This window comes from Hephaestia caeni (genome assembly GCF_003550065.1).
GTDB classification, from domain to species: Bacteria; Pseudomonadota; Alphaproteobacteria; order Sphingomonadales; family Sphingomonadaceae; genus Sphingomonas; species Sphingomonas caeni_A.
This window is the reverse complement of sequence record NZ_QXDC01000002.1, coordinates 1,708,226-1,721,608: the sequence shown is the minus strand read 5'-3', so window position 1 is coordinate 1,721,608 and position 13,383 is coordinate 1,708,226. Positions and strand designations below refer to the sequence as shown.

General features: G+C 67.9%; 12 protein-coding genes. All 12 read left to right on the top strand.

Annotated features, from left to right (window positions below; genetic code table 11):
• The first annotated feature begins 33 nt into the window (after window positions 1-33).
• The 12 genes from DFR49_RS07960 to DFR49_RS07905 all read left to right on the top strand — a co-directional run bounded on the left by DFR49_RS07960 (window position 34) and on the right by DFR49_RS07905 (window position 13,361).
• Window positions 34-966 (top strand): D-alanine--D-alanine ligase, encoded by a 933-nt coding sequence (locus DFR49_RS07960; RefSeq protein ID WP_119035075.1) that lies wholly within the window; start codon window positions 34-36, stop codon window positions 964-966.
• Between the two features lie 53 nt (window positions 967-1,019).
• Entirely contained in the window at window positions 1,020-1,889 is an 870-nt protein-coding gene (locus DFR49_RS07955) for a cell division protein FtsQ/DivIB (protein ID WP_245968289.1), read from the top strand.
• Window positions 1,890-1,914: 25 nt separating this feature from the next.
• Window positions 1,915-3,174, top strand: a complete 1,260-nt coding sequence (gene ftsA, locus DFR49_RS07950) for a cell division protein FtsA (RefSeq protein ID WP_119035073.1) — start codon at window positions 1,915-1,917, stop codon at window positions 3,172-3,174.
• A gap of 111 nt (window positions 3,175-3,285) precedes the next feature.
• Window positions 3,286-4,848, top strand: a complete 1,563-nt coding sequence (ftsZ, locus tag DFR49_RS07945; protein WP_119035072.1) for a cell division protein FtsZ — start codon at window positions 3,286-3,288, stop codon at window positions 4,846-4,848.
• 100 nt (window positions 4,849-4,948) lie between these two features.
• The gene (locus DFR49_RS07940) at window positions 4,949-6,847 is read left to right on the top strand and encodes an SPOR domain-containing protein (protein ID WP_119035071.1); all 1,899 of its coding nucleotides are present in this window, start codon (window positions 4,949-4,951) and stop codon (window positions 6,845-6,847) included.
• Between the two features lie 13 nt (window positions 6,848-6,860).
• Window positions 6,861-8,021, top strand: a complete 1,161-nt coding sequence (locus tag DFR49_RS07935) for a deoxyguanosinetriphosphate triphosphohydrolase (protein ID WP_119035070.1) — start codon at window positions 6,861-6,863, stop codon at window positions 8,019-8,021.
• A 102-nt stretch (window positions 8,022-8,123) separates the two neighbouring features.
• Entirely contained in the window at window positions 8,124-9,851 is a 1,728-nt protein-coding gene (gene argS / locus DFR49_RS07930) for an arginine--tRNA ligase (RefSeq protein WP_119035069.1), read from the top strand.
• On the top strand, window positions 9,851-10,573 hold the full coding sequence (locus DFR49_RS07925) for an SPOR domain-containing protein (protein ID WP_119035068.1): 723 nt from the start codon (window positions 9,851-9,853) through the stop codon (window positions 10,571-10,573). The genes argS and DFR49_RS07925 overlap by 1 nt, the downstream gene beginning before the upstream one ends.
• Window positions 10,574-10,588: 15 nt before the next feature.
• Window positions 10,589-11,590, top strand: a complete 1,002-nt coding sequence (gene nagZ / locus DFR49_RS07920) for a beta-N-acetylhexosaminidase (RefSeq protein ID WP_119035067.1) — start codon at window positions 10,589-10,591, stop codon at window positions 11,588-11,590.
• A gap of 200 nt (window positions 11,591-11,790) precedes the next feature.
• Window positions 11,791-12,516 carry a segregation and condensation protein A gene (locus DFR49_RS07915; RefSeq protein WP_119035066.1) on the top strand — a complete coding sequence of 242 codons (726 nt, stop codon included), beginning with the start codon at window positions 11,791-11,793 and terminating at the stop codon, window positions 12,514-12,516.
• Window positions 12,513-13,091, top strand: a complete 579-nt coding sequence (gene scpB / locus DFR49_RS07910) for an SMC-Scp complex subunit ScpB (protein WP_119035065.1) — start codon at window positions 12,513-12,515, stop codon at window positions 13,089-13,091. The genes DFR49_RS07915 and scpB overlap by 4 nt, the downstream gene beginning before the upstream one ends.
• Window positions 13,092-13,118: 27 nt before the next feature.
• The gene (locus DFR49_RS07905) at window positions 13,119-13,361 is read left to right on the top strand and encodes a twin-arginine translocase TatA/TatE family subunit (RefSeq protein ID WP_119035064.1); all 243 of its coding nucleotides are present in this window, start codon (window positions 13,119-13,121) and stop codon (window positions 13,359-13,361) included.
• The last annotated feature ends 22 nt before the right edge of the window (window positions 13,362-13,383 follow it).

Below are 13,383 nucleotides of genomic sequence, written 5' to 3'. Positions count from 1 at the left end.
CCCGGCCTTCACCGGGATGGAAGGGGCATTGTCATGACCCCCCGCCATATCGCGGTCCTCATGGGCGGCTGGTCGGCCGAGCGCGAGGTGTCGCTGATGTCGGGCGCGGGTATCGCCGATGCGCTCGAAAGCCTCGGGCATCGCGTCACGCGGATCGATATGGATCGCGAGGTCGCGCTTCGCCTGGCCGAGGCAAAGCCCGATCTGGTGTTCAACGCCCTCCACGGCACGCCCGGTGAGGATGGATCGGTGCAGGGGATGCTCGATCTGATGGGGCTCGCCTACACCCATTCGGGGCTCGCCACCTCGGTGGTCGCGATCGACAAGCAACTCACCAAACAGACGCTGGTGCCGCACGGCATTCCCATGCCGGGCGGGCGGATCGTCAAGAGCGCGGATCTGTACGAAGCCGATCCGCTGGCGCGGCCCTATGTGTTGAAGCCGGTCAACGAAGGCTCGTCGGTGGGCGTCGCGATCGTGACCGACGACGGTAATTACGGCAACCCGATCGGCCATGATGTGAAGGGTCCGTGGCAGGAATTCGATGAGTTGCTCGCCGAACCGTTCATCCGCGGGCGCGAACTGACGACGGCGGTGCTGGGCGATCAGGCGCTGGGCGTCACCGAACTTCGCCCCAAGAGCGGCTTCTACGATTACGACGCCAAATATACCGACGGCCTCACCGATCATCTCTTCCCCGCCGATATTCCCGATGAGATCGCCGCGGCGTGCAAGCGGATCGCGCTCGAGGCGCACCGGCTGCTCGGCTGCAAGGGGTGCTCGCGCGCCGATTTCCGCTGGGATGACAGCCAGGGTGAGGACGGGCTGTTCCTGCTCGAGGTGAATACCCAGCCGGGGATGACGCCGCTCAGCCTCGTGCCCGAGCAGGCACGGCATCTTGGCATCTCCTACACCGACCTCGTCCAGCGCATCGTCGACGACGCACTGTCGGAGGTGGCGCGGTGAGCCGGACGATCAGGCGCGGATCGCCACCCCGGCGTGGTGGGGCGAAGCGGCGCGTGCAGAAACCGCCGCGGCGCTCGTTCGGCGATCGCATCCTCGAATGGCTCCAGATCAGCGAGGAGACGCTGCGGCGGACGGTAACATGGGCGATCGTGCTCGCCGCGAGCGCGGTGCTGATCGTCGCGGCGACGTGGATCGGCGTTCCGGGCATGGTCGGCGCCGCGATCGCCGAGGGCGTTGGGCGCGCGGGCTTCCGTGTCGAGCAGGTCGAGGTCACCGGGCTCAAGCGGATGGACAAGATGACGGTCTATGCGGTCGCGCTCGACCAGCAATCGCGCGCGATGCCGCTCGTCGATCTCGAGGACGTGCGCCAGAAGCTGCTGCGCTACGGCTGGATCGAGGACGCGCACGTCTCGCGACGGCTGCCCGACACGCTGCTGATCCAGATCGACGAACGTACGCCCGCCGCGGTCTGGCAGGATAATGGGCAGTTGACGCTGATCGACGCGAACGGCGTGCTGCTGGAACCGGTGTCGCCTGCGGCGATGCCGCCGCTGCCGCTGCTGATCGGCGAGGGCGCCGCCGGGCAGGCGCCCGCCTATCAGGCGCTGATCGATGCGGCGCCCGCGCTGCGCCCGCGCATCCGCGCCGCGACGTGGATCGGCAACCGGCGCTGGAACCTGCTGTTCGACAGCGGCGAGACGCTCGCGCTGCCCGAGGAGGATGCCGCGCGCGCGCTCGTCAAGTTCGCCGAGCTTGATGGCGCCGACCGGCTGCTCGGCAAGGGATTTCTGCGGTTTGATATGCGCGATCCGACGAAACTGGTCGCGCGCAAGCCGGGAGAGGTGGTACGGCACGATGTCGCGCCGGCCGCGTCGCCGAGGCCCATTGCCTCCGACGCGCCCGTGGGCGGCGAGGACGGCTGAACGTGTTGCGTCAGGGGGAAGTCGAATGGCGAAGGCAGCGCCCGAGGATCTGATCACAACGCTCGACATCGGGTCGTCGAAAGTGTCGGCGATGATCGCGCAGAAGGCCGATGGCGGCGAACTGATCGTGCTCGGTACCGGCCAGCGCGAGAGCCGCGGTGTCAAGCGCGGCTATATCGCGGATATGGCCGCGACCGAGATCGCGGTGCGTGAGGCGGTCGAGCAGGCGGAGCGGATCGCGGGGATCAATATCGAGAACGTTTGGGTCGGCTTCTCCGCGGGCGGGCTGGTGTCCGACGTTGCCTCCGTCGAGGTCGAACTGGGCGGGCACCGGATCGAGCAGGCGGATATCGACGAACTGCTCCATGCCGGGCGCGAATCGATCGATCCGGGTGGCCGCATGGTGCTCCACGCCCAGCCGACGCTCTACACGCTCGACGGTCTCACCGGCGTCAAGAAACCGCTCGGGCTCCACGCGGATCGCCTCGGCGTGCATATCCATGTCGTCGCGGCGGACGGATCGCCGGTCCGCAATCTCGATCTGTGCGTCCGCTCGGCGCATCTCGAGGTGAAGTCGATCATCGCCGCGCCGCTCGCGACCGGCCTGGCGTGTCTTTCGGACGAGGAGCGCGAACTGGGCGTCGCGCTGGTCGAAATGGGGGCGGGCATCACCAACGTCTCGCTGTTCGCGGGCGGGATGCTGGTGGGGCTCCAATCGATCCCGATCGGCGCGGCCGACATCACCGACGACATCGCCTCCGCGTTCGGCACGCGGCGCGCGCAGGCCGAGCGGATGAAATGCTTCTACGGTTCGGCCAATATGAGCCCGCGCGACAATCACGACATGATCGACGTCGCGCCGATCTCGGCCGAGGACGAAGGCGAGGGATCGCGGATCACGCGCGCACAACTGATCGCGGTCATCCGCCAGCGGCTCGAAGTGTTGACCGGCGAGATCCAGAAAGCGCTCAAGGCGTTGGGTTTCGATGGGCCGGTCGGCCGGCAGGTCGTGCTGACGGGCGGCGGCGCCGAGTTGAAGGGCATTGCCGATTACGTCCAGCAGGCGCTGGGCCGCGCGGTGCGGGTCGGCCGTCCGCGCGGGCTGACGGCGCTGCCCGATGCGCATTCGGGGCCGGCCTTTTCGACGCTGGCGGGACTCGCCTTCTTCGCCGCGAGCGACCCGATCGACCTGCGATCGGCGGTGCCGGCGGACCAGATGATCCACAAACCGCGCGGGTTGGGTGCGGTGAGGCGGTTGATGGCTGCGGTTAAAGCGAATTATTAAGGATTTGTGTTCCGGCGCCCCTGTTTTCACTAGAGTCCCTGAAACGCATAGTGCAAAAGGCGTCGGGCATGTTGAATCCCCTGAGTAGCCGGGGAAGGGCGGAGAACACCGATGAGCATCGAATTCCTCACTCCTGAGGCCGACGAGTTGACCCCTCGTATCGCCGTGATCGGCGTTGGCGGCGCGGGCGGCAACGCGATCGCGAACATGATGCGCGCCGAGGTCCAGGGGGTGGATTTCCTGGTCGCGAACACCGACGCGCAGGCGCTCAAGCAATCGAGCGCGTCGAGCAAGATCCAGCTTGGCGCCAAGATCACCCAGGGGCTGGGCGCGGGCTCGCGGCCCGAAATCGGGCGCGCGGCTGCCGAAGAGACGATCGACGACGTCACCAAGATGCTCGAAGGCGCGCATATGTGCTTCATCGCCGCCGGCATGGGCGGCGGCACCGGCACGGGGGCGGCGCCCGTCATCGCCAAGGCGGCGCGTGACATGGGCATCCTGACGGTCGGCGTGGTCACCAAGCCGTTCTCGTTCGAGGGTAGCCGCCGGGCCAAATCGGCCGATGCGGGCATCGAGGAATTGCAGAAGTTCGTCGATACGTTGATCGTCATCCCCAACCAGAATCTGTTCCTGATCGCCAACGCGAACACGACCTTCAAGGAAGCGTTCCAGATGGCGGACGAGGTGCTCCAGCAGGGCGTGCGCGGCATCACCGACCTGATGGTGATGCCCGGCCTGATCAACCTCGACTTCGCCGACGTCCGTTCGGTGATGCAGGAAATGGGCAAGGCGATGATGGGTACCGGCGAGGCCGACGGCGACGCCCGCGCGCTCGAAGCCGCGCAGAAGGCGATCGCCAACCCGCTGCTCGACGGCGTGTCGATGCAAGGCGCCAAGGGCGTGATCATCTCGATCACCGGCGGCGAGGACATGCGCCTGCTCGAGGTTGACGAGGCGGCGAACCACATCCGCGAGCTGGTCGATCCCGACGCCAACATCATCTGGGGCTCGGCGTTCAATCCCGATCTCGACGGCAAGATCCGCGTTTCGGTGGTTGCCACCGGGATCGACGCCGACGCCGCGCTCCAGCCGCCCGCGCAGGATAGCGCGCGCGTCTTCTCCTTCTCGACGCCGAAGAAGACGGCGCCGGCCCCCGCGCCCGATCCGGTGGCGGACGAACCGGCGGCCGAAGCGATCGACTCGCCGGTCGAGGAGGCTCCGATCACCGAGGAAGCGCCGATTGCCGCCGAGGCCGCGGCGGAGGAGCCGGTGCGCGATGGCGACGCTGATACGGCGGCCGATCCGCTGTCCGACACCGCGGATATCACGGCGGCTGACGACGAACTGGTGCTCGGTAGCGATACGATCGTCCCGGAAGCGCCCAAGAGCGGCAGCGAGGCCGATGCGTTGGCGAACGAGCGGCCCAACAACCGCCGCCGCTGGCTCTCGGCCGGCTCGGCGGCGGGCGAGAGCGTGGCCACGGCGAGCGAGGGCAACAGCCCGGTCGTCGAAAAAGGGGAGGCAGCGACATCGCCTGCCCCCAAGGTGAAGCTCGGCGGCACATTGTTCGAGCGCATGTCGAGCGTCAGCCGCGGGACGCGCGGCGAGGATGCCGCCGAGGACAAGGATGCGCTGGATATTCCGCGTTTCCTCCACCGCCAGAACAATCAATAATCGCGTCCGCGCCGGTCGATCGCCGGCGCGGCTCGCTTCGTCGCGGCTGCGGCCGTGGGTCAGTGCATGTTAAGCATCGTCGGACCCTAGCTGGGACTTCATGAAGCTTCCGCCTCTCGTTTCCGAAATCGCCCTGCTGGCGGGAATGTCGGCAGCGGTGGTGGTGCCCGCGGTCGCGCAGACGACGCACCCGACGGGGCGCACCGCGACCGGGCTGGCAACGATCGCGCCGCCGACCCCCGATGCCGACGAACTCGCCGATCAGATGCGCGCGCTCGCCAAGAATCCGAAAGACGTTGGGGCGCTGATCCGTGCCGGCGAACTGACGCTGGTGCTGGGCGATCCGACCGCCGCGGCGGTCTTGTTCTCGCGCGCCGAGAAGATCGCGCCCGACAATGCCCGGATGAAGGCGGGCATGGCGACGACCCTGGTGCGGATGGAGCGGCCCGCGGAGGCGTTGCGGCTGTTCGCGGAGGCCGAGCGTGGCGGTTATGGCGTCGAGAAATTCGCGGCAGAACGCGGCCTCGCATACGATCTGATCGGCGCCCAGGCCTATGCGCAGCGCGATTATCGGCTGGCGCTGGATCAGGGCAAGAGCGACGAGACGGCGCGGCGCTACGCGCTCTCGCTCGGCATTTCGGGGCAGAAGGACGCCGCGATCGCGGTGCTCGATCCGCTGCTGCGCAAGCAGGACAGGGCGGCATGGCGCGACCGGGCCTTCATCCTGGCGATGAACGGCGAGGCCGACGAAGCGGAGAAGATCGCGACCGCGATGATGCCGGGGCCGGTCTCCGAAGGGTTGCGGCCCTTCTTCGAGCAGCTTGCGGGCCTGTCCGCGGTCAATCGCGCGTTCGCAGTTCATTTCGGGGAATTGCGGCCCACGGCGGCCCGGATCGCCGACGCGAAACTTGCCCCGACATTGCCCGCGCTGACGGCCGAGGCAGCGCCGACGCGGCTGGCTTCGGCCGAGCCGTCACCCGTCGCACGATCGACGCGGCACGACCGGTCGGCGACAGAACAACGCAAACCGCCCGCAACCGCGCGACTCCGGCCGGGGCGGACCGCGCTGGCGGCGACACCGACGCGGGCCCCGGCGGCGACCTCAACGCCGGAGGCGAGTGCACCGGTGACGGTGGCCGCGCGCGAACCGGGGGATGATCGCGCTACGGTGCGTGCCGCAACGCCCGAACCCTGGCCCGCTCCGATCCGCATGGCGGCCAACGACGCCGCAGCGCCAATTGCGAATCGCCCGAGCGCTCCATCGACGGCGTCGTCTCCTTCGTCCCGGACGGCCGCTGCGCCGACACGGGCTGAGGTTGATTCGGCGGCATCGGCGACGCCGTCGGTGATCGGTGGTGAGGATTCGATCCTCGCGAAGATCATCGCCGGCATCCACGTTCCCGAGAGCGAGCTTGGCACCGCACCGACGCCGGGCGCGCCCGCGCCCGCGCCCGTATCCGCGTCTGCGCCGAACAACGAAGGCAGCGCGGTCGCCAAGGCACAGGCCGCGCTCGATGCCACGGCGGCAAAGGCCGAGGCCGATCGTCTCGCCGCGATCAAGGAAGCCGCAGACCGCAAGGCCGAGCGCGCAGCGAAGGCGGAGGCCGATCGCAAGGCGGCGGCGAAGAAGGCCGCGGAGGAAAAGGTCGCGGCAGACAAAAAGGCGGCCGCGGAAAAGATCGCGGCGGCCAAGAAGGCGGCCGAAGCGAAAAAGGCCAGGGCCGAGCCGGCGCGGTTCTGGGTTCAGGTCGCGGGCGGCGCCAACGAAGCCATGCTGGCGCGCGCTTTTTCCCGGGTCGTCGACAAGGCGCCCGCGCTGATGAAGGGCAAGCAAGGCTGGTGGACGCCGCTCAACGCCACCAATCGCGTGCTCACGGGGCCGTTCAAATCGAGCGCCGAAGCGCAGGGGTTCGTTAACAAGCTTGCAGGCGCCGGCGTGTCGGCCTTCTCGTTCACGAGCAAGGACGGGCAGAAAGTGACGAGATTGTCGGCCAAATGATCCGGCGGCGCGCATGACGCCGGCGCCCTGGGCCTCGCACCCCGATGCCAGCCGCGGTCGTCTTCATGGGGAACGTGTGGAGACGCGCGGCCCGCGCGATGCCTTCCAGCGCGATCGCGATCGGATCATCCATTCGATCAGTTTCCGCCGGCTGCGGCACAAGACGCAGGTGTTCCTGTCGCCCGACGGCGATCATTTCCGCGTCCGGTTGACGCACAGCCTCGAAGTCGCGCAGATCGGGCGGACGATCGCGCGGGCGCTTGGGCTCAACGAGGATCTGACCGAGGCATTGTGCCTCGCACACGATATCGGCCATCCACCCTTCGGCCACGCCGGCGAGGATGCGTTGCAGGCGGCGATGGCGGGCGAGGGTGGCTTCGACCACAACGGGCACACGCTGCGCACGCTGATGGTGATCGAGCAGCCCTATCCGCTGTGGGACGGGCTCAATCTGACCTGGGAGACGCTGGAAGGGCTCGCCAAGCACAATGGCCCGGTGGGCGATCCCGGCTGGGCGCTGGCGGCGGCGGATGCGATGGTGCCGCTCGAGCTTTCGACGCATGCCTCGCTCGAGGCGCAGGTTGCCGCGATCGCCGACGACATCGCCTATGACAATCACGATATCGACGACGGGCTGCGTGCCGGGCTGCTGACGCTCGATCAATTGCTCGACGTGCCGTTTGTCGCGCGCGGCTGGGAGAGGGTGCGCGCACGCTATCCGCAGGTCGAGGAAACGCGGCTGGTGCGCGAGTTGGTCCGCTCGCAGATCGGCACGATGGTCAACGATGTGATCGAGGAAACCCGCCGGCGTATCGGCGCCGCGAAGGTCGAAACGGTAGCGGACGTGCGTGCCGCCGGGATGACGCTCGCCTGTTTCTCGGCGGCGATGCGCGACGAGGAGCGCGACCTCAAGCGCTTTATGTATGCCAGCCTCTACCATCACCCCCGCCAGCTTGCCGCCGCCGCATCGGCGCGGGTGATCGTCGCTGGGCTGTTCGAGGCGTATCGCGAGGCACCGACGCGGATGGCGACGGGCTGGCACGAACGCATCGAGGGCGCCGAGCCGTGGCGCAGCCGGCACATCGCCGACTATATCGCTGGCATGACGGACCGCTATGCGATCGCCCGGTATCGCGAGGTCGTCGGCCCGATCGACCTGCCCGAAGGGTTCTGATCGCGGTCATCAGGAAGGAAGGCGGAGCCGGATACGGCGCCGGGCTTTGCGCCCGGTGCGCGCATGAGGTAAGGCGCGCGCTTTCCCGACGCTGGATGGATTATGACACTCTACACGCGCTTCGCCGCGCATCTCGATGCGGCGCTGGATTCGCTCGTCTCTGAAGGCGCTTTGCCGGCGGGGCTGGAGCGACGCGCGGTGACCGTGGAGCCGCCGCGCGATCCCACGCACGGCGATCTCGCCACCAACGCGGCGATGGTGCTCGCCAAGCCCGCGGGCACCAATCCGCGCGCACTGGCGGAGCGCATCGCGGCCGAACTCGATGCGCTGGAGGAGGTCGCATCGGTGGCGGTTGCGGGGCCGGGGTTCATCAACCTGCGGCTGACCGACGATACGTGGCGCGCCGAGCTCTCGGCGATCCTCGATGCCGGTGACGATTACGGCCGGATCACGAGCGCGGCGCCGACGACAGTGAACGTCGAATATGTGTCCGCCAACCCGACCGGGCCGATGCACATGGGGCATTGCCGGGGCGCGGTGGTGGGCGACGCGCTCGCCAATCTGCTCGAATTCGCAGGCCACAAGGTAATCCGCGAATATTATGTCAACGACGCCGGCGGGCAGGTCGATGTGCTCGCGCGGTCGGTGCATATGCGCTACCGCGAGGCGCTGGGCGAGGATGTCGGCGCGATCCCCGAGGGGCTCTATCCGGGCGACTATCTTGTGCCGGTGGGACAAGAGCTTGCGCGCGAATTCGGTGACGCGTTCGCAGATAAGCCCGAGGCCGATTGGCTGGTGTTGTTCCGCACCCGCGCGGTGGCGGCGATGATGGCGATGATCCGCGCCGATCTGGCGCTTCTCGGCATCCACCATGGCGTCTTCGCGTCCGAGGCCGCGTTGCAGGCGGCGGGCAAGCCCGAGGCGGCGGAGGCCGATCTGCGCGCCCGCGATCTGGTGTACGACGGCGTGCTCGAGGCGCCCAAGGGCGAGACGCCCGAGGATTGGGAGCCGGTCGAACTGCCGCTGTTCCGATCGACGCGGTTCGGCGACGATCAGGATCGGCCGATCCGCAAGTCGAACGGGCAATGGACCTATTTCGGCGCCGACCTCGCCTATCATTACCAGAAGGCCGAGAATGCCGACGCGCTGATCGACATCTGGGGGGCGGACCATGCCGGCACGGTCAAGCGGATCGTCGCCGCGGTGCAGGCGCTGACCGGGGGGCGGACGCGCTTCGACGTCAAGCTGGTGCAGATGGTGCGGCTGCTGCGCAACGGCGAACCGGTGAAGATGTCCAAGCGTTCCGGTAACTTCGTGACGCTTGCCGATGTCGTGCGCGAAGTCGGCAAGGATGTCGTCCGCTTCACGATGCTGACGCGCAAGGCCGATGCGCAGATGGATTTCGACTTCGCCAAGGTGGTCGAGGCGTCGAAGGATAATCCGGTGTTCTACGTCAACTACGCGCATGCGCGGATCGCGTCGCTGCATCGGCGCGCCGAGGAGGCCGGGATCGACTGTCCGGGCGCCGATCTGTCCCATCTCGATACGCAGGAACTGGCGCTGGTGAAGCTGGCGGCGCAGTTTCCGCGCATCGTTGAGACTGCCGCCACCGCGCGGGAGCCGCATAGAATAGCATTTTATCTCTACGACTTGTCGGCAATGTTTCATGCGCTATGGAATGTCGGCAACGATGCCCCCGAACGGCGCTTCCTGATCGTCGATAATGCCGCGCTGACGTGTGCGCGTCTTTTCTTGGCCGATGCGATCGGGCAGATTATCAGGAATGGCCTCGCCATCATGGGGGTAGAGGCGGTTCGGGAGATGAACTGATGGCCACCAATGGCGACCTGACCGACGAGGACCGGCTGCCCTGGCTGGAAACCGTGGACGAGGAATATGAGGCAGGACCGTCGGTGCTGCGCATCGCGGCGCTGGTGATCCTCGGCCTCGCGTTGATCGCGGGCGTCGTCTACGCCGTCTACTGGTTTCAGAACCGGCCGTCGGGCGCGTCGGGCAGCGGCGCCCTCATCCGCGCGCAGGAAGGCGACTACAAGGTCAAGCCCGACCAGCCGGGCGGCATGAAGCTCGACGGTGAGAACTCGCAGGCGCTGGCGACCAGCGAGGGCGCCAATACCGGCGACGGCGCGATCGACCTGAACGCGGTGCCCGAGGCGCCCGTCACGGGGAGCGCGGCGAGCAAGACGCAGCCGGCGGCACGCGACGGCAAGGCGATCGCAGTGCCCGAATCGGGTGGGAAGTTGCAGGCGAAGGCACCGGTGACGGCGCCCAGGGCGGCGGCTGGCGGTGGTGCGGGCAGCGCGCTCGTCCAGCTCGGTTCGTTCCCGACCGAAGGGCAGGCCAAGACGGCGTGGACACGCGTGTCGAAGCGCTTCGCCTATCTCGCGCCGCTCGGCCAGTCGATCGAGAAGGCGACCGTCAACGGCAACACCGTCTATCGCCTGCGCGTCAACGCCGGGAGCGCCGACCAGGCCAAATCGGTGTGCGGCAAGCTCAAGGTCGCGGGCGAGGCTTGTTTCATTCCCAGGGACTGAGTAGCCCGCAGGGCCATGAAGCCCGTGATCTTCGGCCTTGCGGGGCCGGCCCTTACCGACGACGAGCGCGCCTTCTTTCGCGAGGCCGCGCCCGCCGGCTACATTCTGTTCAAGCGTAATATTGAGAACCGGGCCCAGGTGCGCGCGCTGACCGACAGCCTGCGCGATCTGGCGGGGCGCGACGATCTGGCGATCCTGATCGATCAGGAAGGCGGCCGCGTCGCGCGGATGCAGCCGCCCGAATGGCCCGCTTTTCCGGCCGGCCCCGCGTTCGACAAACTCTATGAGATCGCGCCGGTTTCGGGGATCGAGGCGGCGCGGGCCAACGCGCGAGCGATCGCGCTGACGCTCGCCGAGGTGGGGATCGCGGTCGATTGCCTGCCGCTGCTCGACGTCGCGCATGCCGACACGACCGACGCGATCGCGAGCCGGGTGCTGGGGCACGAGCCGATGCGCGTCGCGGCGATGGGCCGCGCGACGCTTGAGGGGCTGCGCGACGGCGGCGTGGTCGGAATCGTCAAGCATATGCCGGGGCACGGGCGCGCGAAGGTGGACAGCCATTTCGACCTGCCCGTCGTCGAGGCGAGCGCGGAAGAACTGGAGACGGACCTCGCGCCGTTCCGCACGCTGGCATGGGCGCCGATGGCGATGACCAGCCACATCGTCTACACGGCATGGGATGCCGAGCGCCCGGCGACGCTGAGCCCGATCGTGATCGAGGAGGTGATCCGCGGCCGGATCGGCTTCGACGGCCTGCTGATGACCGACGATATCGACATGAAGGCGCTTTCGGGCAGCGCGGGCGAAAAGGCGGCGGCGGCGGTGGCCGCCGGATGCGACGTCGCGCTGGATTGCTGGGGGCGGATGGACGAGATGGTCGAGATCGCCGAGCGGCTGGGCGACATCTCCGACCGATCGCGCGCACGGCTCGACGCGGCGATGGCGACGCGTGGGGCGGGGGTCGATGATCTGGAGGCGCTGATCGCCCAGCGCGACGCATTGCTGGCGCTGGCGTAACGCCGATTCGCCCGATCACACCGTTCAGCTTACTTCCCCGGCGAAGGCCGGGGTCCAGATGCGACCGACCCGATACTAGGCCCCGGCCTTCGCCGGGGAAGTGCTGATGATGGGAGGAGGAGAGAGACGGGGTGAAGGGGACGGTGCCGGCGTATATGAAGCGCTTCTGTCCGGCCGAAGTCTGTTCTACCATCGCCGCGATGGATGACGACACGCTGACGATCGATATCGACGGCTGGGAGGGGCCGCTCGATCTGCTGCTTGCGCTCGCGCGGGCGCAGAAGGTCGATTTGCGGCAGCTTTCGATCCTCGATCTCGTCCAGCAATATCTCGATTTCGTCGAGCAGGCGAAGCGGCTCAAGCTCGAACTCGCGGCCGATTATCTGGTGATGGCGGCGTGGCTCGCGTTCCTCAAATCGGCGCTGCTGCTGCCGCGCGACCCCGAGCAGGAGCCGAGCCCGGAGGAACTTGCGCTCCGCCTGCAATTGCGGCTCGAACGGCTTCAGGCGATGCGTGAGGCGGGCGCGCGGCTGATGGCGCACGACCGGGTGGGGCGCGACGTGTTCGCGCGCGCCGCGCCCGAGGGGCTGCGCACGGTGCGCAAATCGGTGTGGCAGGCCGAAATCTACGATCTGATCGCGGCATACGGCCGGGTGAGTGCGCGCACGCGGCCGGTGATGCATATCGTCGCCGAGCGCCCGGTGATGACGCTGGAGGCCGCGATCGAGCGTGTGTCGCGGCTGGTCGGCCAGCGGATCGACTGGGCGACGATCGAGAGTTTCCTGCCCGAAGACGCAACCGGCGGGTTCCGCAAGTCGGCGCTGGCGTCGAGCTTCCTCGCGGCGCTAGAACTGGCGCGGCGGGGGAAGGTGGAATTGCGGCAGCAACAGGCGTTCGCGCCGCTCTATGTCCGGGGGACGGCATGAACCCGCCCGACGATGGGGTGCGCGCGGTCGAGGCGGTGCTGTTCGCGAGCGAGGCGCCGCTGACGCTCGACGCGATCCGGGCGCATGTCGGCGACGGTATCGATGTGCGCGCGGCGCTGGCCGCGCTCGAAGCCGATTATGCCGGGCGCGGCATCGAACTCGTCCGGCGCGGCGAGCGCTGGCATTTCCAGACCGCGGGCGACATGGCGCACGTGCTGCGGCGCGATCGCGAGGAAGCGCGCAAGCTCTCCCGCGCCGGCATCGAGACGCTGGCGATCATCGCCTATCATGAGCCGGTGACGCGCGCCGAGATCGAATCGATTCGCGGCGTCCAGATCTCGAAAGGCACGCTCGACGTGCTGATGGAGGCGGCCTGGATCCGCCCGGCGGGGCGGCGCGAGGTTCCCGGACGCCCGCTGACCTATGCGACGACGGCGGAATTCCTCAGCCATTTCGGGCTCGCGAGCCGCCGCGACCTGCCCGGAATCGACGATTTGCGCGCGGCGGGGTTGCTCGATCTGGTCGATCTTGCTTTTGAGCAAGCCGAGGTAGCGCCCGAGGACGATGCCCCCTAGATAGGAACGGCGTTTAGGAGACGAATCATGGGTAGTTTTAGCCCGATCCATCTGCTGGTACTCGCCGTGGTGGCGATTTTGCTGCTGGGTGGTGGCCGCTTTTCGAGCCTGATGGGCGATGTTGCCAAGGGCGTGAAGAATTTCAAGAAGGGCATGGCCGAAGAGGATGACGATACGCGGAAAGACCGTGGCCGTGACCGTATCGCGACCAAGAAAGCCGCCGACCCCGCCTTCGAGCGTGACGGCGAGACGCTGCACGAAGATCGCTGAACCTTCCGCCCGCGCGCCGATC

Coding starts and splice junctions, on each gene's coding strand:
- DFR49_RS07960 (WP_119035075.1), top strand. CDS start 34: ATGACCCCCCGCCATATCGCGGTCCTCATGGGCGGCTGGTCGGCCGAG.
- ftsA (WP_119035073.1), top strand. CDS start 1,915: ATGGCGAAGGCAGCGCCCGAGGATCTGATCACAACGCTCGACATCGGG.
- ftsZ (WP_119035072.1), top strand. CDS start 3,286: ATGAGCATCGAATTCCTCACTCCTGAGGCCGACGAGTTGACCCCTCGT.
- DFR49_RS07940 (WP_119035071.1), top strand. CDS start 4,949: ATGAAGCTTCCGCCTCTCGTTTCCGAAATCGCCCTGCTGGCGGGAATG.
- DFR49_RS07935 (WP_119035070.1), top strand. CDS start 6,861: ATGACGCCGGCGCCCTGGGCCTCGCACCCCGATGCCAGCCGCGGTCGT.
- argS (WP_119035069.1), top strand. CDS start 8,124: ATGACACTCTACACGCGCTTCGCCGCGCATCTCGATGCGGCGCTGGAT.
- DFR49_RS07925 (WP_119035068.1), top strand. CDS start 9,851: ATGGCCACCAATGGCGACCTGACCGACGAGGACCGGCTGCCCTGGCTG.
- nagZ (WP_119035067.1), top strand. CDS start 10,589: ATGAAGCCCGTGATCTTCGGCCTTGCGGGGCCGGCCCTTACCGACGAC.
- DFR49_RS07915 (WP_119035066.1), top strand. CDS start 11,791: ATGGATGACGACACGCTGACGATCGATATCGACGGCTGGGAGGGGCCG.
- scpB (WP_119035065.1), top strand. CDS start 12,513: ATGAACCCGCCCGACGATGGGGTGCGCGCGGTCGAGGCGGTGCTGTTC.
- DFR49_RS07905 (WP_119035064.1), top strand. CDS start 13,119: ATGGGTAGTTTTAGCCCGATCCATCTGCTGGTACTCGCCGTGGTGGCG.